Origin of the sequence: Pseudohongiella sp. (assembly GCF_040877505.1) — a bacterium.
Taxonomy (GTDB): domain Bacteria; phylum Pseudomonadota; class Gammaproteobacteria; order Pseudomonadales; family Pseudohongiellaceae; genus Pseudohongiella.
Map to the genome: position 1 here is coordinate 1 of NZ_JBBDNQ010000021.1, position 3,208 is coordinate 3,208.

Below are 3,208 nucleotides of genomic sequence, written 5' to 3' on the forward strand. Positions count from 1 at the left end.
AAAGGTTTCACAATCATCGAACTGGTGGTGGTGATTCTGTTGCTGGGTATTCTGGCTGCCACGGCACTGCCGCGGTTCCTGGATGTAACAGAAGAAGCTCATGACGCCGTTGTTGATGGTACCGCCTCTGCGCTGCAGACCGGTATGGCGCTGTATCGGGCGCAGTGGGTTGCTCAGCAGCAGGCAGCTCCGGGTTCACAGCTGGATGGTGGTGCGGTATACGGTGGTCTCCGAGTTGCGTCAAGCGGATATCCGCTTGACATTCCGGGCAACACCACTAGTACGGGCGTCTTCGGCACAGCCACTGAGGCCGAAGCTCAGTGTGTTGCGGTCTATAATGGGATACTTCAAGCCGGTCGTGCGCCAGTGACAGGATCCGCCCTGACTACGCCGGACACGGCAACACCCACAACGCCAAACACCGCTGGCACTCCGAGCGCCACTAATAGCGATCTTTTCGGGATTAATACTGGTTTTGTCGCTAAATCGGTTTTGGGCCCAACTTCGATTGGTACCGGTGCAACTGCGTTGACTGTTGATGATGAAGATCAATTCTGTATCTACATCTATGCGGCAGATGCTAATCGACGTGTTATCCCTGATCAGGATGTTCCGGCTATCGTGTACTTCCCTTTTGCTACAACGGGTACGCCCGTGATCGAAGCTGGATCAGTGTTGCAGGTAGTTCTGTAATACAGCCCGGCTGACACTAAGACCACAAGGCCGCTGGTTGAGAAACCCGCGGCCTTGTTTTATTCTGAACCAACAGTTTTCCCCTGATCTTCTCCTTCCACGCAGGCTGTTTATGACACGCGACGCCTCCATCATCAGGACACCCGGGCTGCGGTTGCCAGCTGGCTTCACCATCATCGAGATTGTGGTGGTGATTGCGGTGGTTGGCGTGCTGTCTGCCATGGTGATGTCGCGTTTTCTGCGTTCGGATTCCTACAACGCCATCATTGCCCGTGATCAGGTGGTGTCCATGGCCCGCGCTGCGCAGCAGAAAGCGCTGGGGCGGAACGATATTGAACTGACCATCACGCCGTCCGGCAATACGCTTGAAATCGACATCAGCGACAGCACCGGCTCGGTGCAAACAGCCAGTGTTGATGTGCGCAGTGTGGCGTTCAGCGGTGATGTGGATGAACTGGATGGTTGTGCCGACACCGCCGGCACTGATGCCGTCACTGGCGCGGCGCCGTTTGTGCTGCGTCTCGACAGTCTGGGCGATCTGCAGGAAGGGGGTGTCACCGGGTCTGCCGGTTTCCCCGCTACCATCAGCAGTGGTGCCCGTTTGTGCATCAACAACACCGAGGTCATGTCAGTGTGCTGGTCCGCTGCCGGTTATGCCTACACGGGAGATTGTGTTGAATAGCCTGCGCCCACAACGTGGTGTGACGCTGATCGAGCTGATCGCCGTCATTGTCATTCTGGCCGTTTCGCTGGCGGGTGTGACCGCCGCCATTTCCGGGGCCATTTCCCGCAGCTCGGACGTTATGCTGGAAACTCGTGCGGTGGCGCTGGCACAAAGTTACCTGGATGAAATCCTGTCCCGGCGTTTTGATGAGCGATCAGCGCCGCGCGGCATTCCGCCTTGCCGGACAAACTGCACTGATGAGATCAACTTTGGGCCTGATGGCGGCGAGACCGATCGCAGCGACTTTGATGACGTGGATGACTACCACGATCTGGATGAAGGTTACGATCAGACTGATCCCTTGCAGGATGCCGAAGGCAACGAGCGCCTGGAGTATGAGAACTTCCGTGTCCGCGTGTCCGTGCGATATCTTGACCTGCTTGCCACTGAAACCGAAGAGAATCTGGCGACGGCACTCAATGATCTGACTGATGAGAAGGATGCCAAGCTGATTACCCTGACCGTCAGTCATATAGAACAGCCCGATGGCTGGCAGTTCAGTGTCTACAAGGCGAACTTCTGATGGCAGCTTCCCGAATCACAACACAGCGCGGGTTTACCATCATTGAGATCGTGGTGACCATCCTGGTGTCATCAATACTGGCGGTGGGTATTGTTGGTTACATCGGTGACGCCATTGAAGGTTTTGCCGCGTCCGGCAACCGCAACAAACTGGCCACCAACGGCCGGGTGGTGGTTGACAGGATTGCCATGGAACTGCACAACGCCGTGCCCAACAGTGTACGGGTCACGACAGCACAGGCGGGTGGTGACCAATGCCTCGAATTCATGCCGTTTTTTGGCGCGACGTCCTATATCGATGCGCCGTTCACCGGCGGTGGGGGCACTGAGTTTGACGCCATCGACTTTAATCCGGAGTTGATACTGGCATCACCTGCCGATGTGCATGCGGTGATTTATCCGATCAATACGCAGGGTCTGTATGACGGCGGTTCACCCGGGCCGCGCGCGCTGGTAGATGAGATCGAGGACACTGGTGGCGCCGATGGCAAGGTGACGATCACCCTGGATGCGACACATCGCTTTTCGCGGCGTTCCCCGGTGCAGCGTTTCTATGTGGCCGACGAACCGGTGAGTTTCTGTGTGGTGGGGCAGCAACTGTTTCGTTATCAGGCCTACGACTTCCAATCCACGCAGTGCACGCCGTCAACGCCAGCCTGCCTGCCGACCACCGCGCCTGACCGGCAACTGATCAGTCAGAGCATTGATAACACCGGTCTGTCGGCATTTGAAATCATCCCCGGTACCCTGCGTCGCAATGCCATCGTATCCATGGATTTTAATTTTACCGAAGTGGGCGATGTGGTGCGGCTTAAACATGAGGTGTTAATGCGCAATGTGCCCTGATCCTCGAGCCATGCAAGTACTGACACCTGCCTGCCGCCAACGCGGCATAGGATTACCGGCTGCCATTTTTGTGATCACGCTGATGGTATCCATCTCGGTGGGCATTCAGTTGCTGGTGTCGCAGAATGCCGAGCAGTTTGAGGAGGAGGTGCAATTGACGCGGGCTTTCTACGCGGCCGAGTCAGGTGCCAGTTTCGCAATGAATGCGCTGTTTCCACCGACCGAGTTTCCGCAGTACAACGTGACCGCGATCTGCCCGAATAATGCGGGTACGCCGCGGGTATACGAATTCGAGGCTGACGGCCTGCGTAATTGCAGTGCAGAGGTGTCCTGTGTCACTGATGCCACTGTTGATGGAGTCAACTACTACACCATCACCAGTGAGGGCATCTGTGGTGATATCAGTCGTACTGTGCAGGTGCG

At 56.6% G+C, this 3,208-nt stretch carries 5 protein-coding genes; all 5 read left to right on the forward strand.

Going from position 1 to position 3,208, the window contains the following annotated elements:
* The coding region (locus WD071_RS08235) for a type II secretion system protein (RefSeq protein ID WP_368047883.1) at window positions 1-693 on the forward strand (693 nt) is incomplete at its 5' end.
* A gap of 112 nt (window positions 694-805) precedes the next feature.
* On the forward strand, window positions 806-1,375 hold the full coding sequence (locus WD071_RS08240; RefSeq protein WP_368047884.1) for a prepilin-type N-terminal cleavage/methylation domain-containing protein: 570 nt from the start codon (window positions 806-808) through the stop codon (window positions 1,373-1,375).
* Window positions 1,368-1,940 carry a prepilin-type N-terminal cleavage/methylation domain-containing protein gene (locus tag WD071_RS08245; protein ID WP_368047885.1) on the forward strand — a complete coding sequence of 191 codons (573 nt, stop codon included), beginning with the start codon at window positions 1,368-1,370 and terminating at the stop codon, window positions 1,938-1,940. The genes WD071_RS08240 and WD071_RS08245 overlap by 8 nt, the downstream gene beginning before the upstream one ends.
* Complete coding sequence (locus WD071_RS08250; RefSeq protein WP_368047886.1) at window positions 1,940-2,785, forward strand: type II secretion system protein J; 846 nt, start codon at window positions 1,940-1,942, stop codon at window positions 2,783-2,785. Before WD071_RS08245 ends, WD071_RS08250 begins: the two co-directional genes overlap by 1 nt.
* Before the next feature lie 10 nt (window positions 2,786-2,795).
* Window positions 2,796-3,208 (forward strand): hypothetical protein (locus WD071_RS08255; protein ID WP_368047887.1); only part of this gene is annotated, 413 nt, incomplete at its 3' end.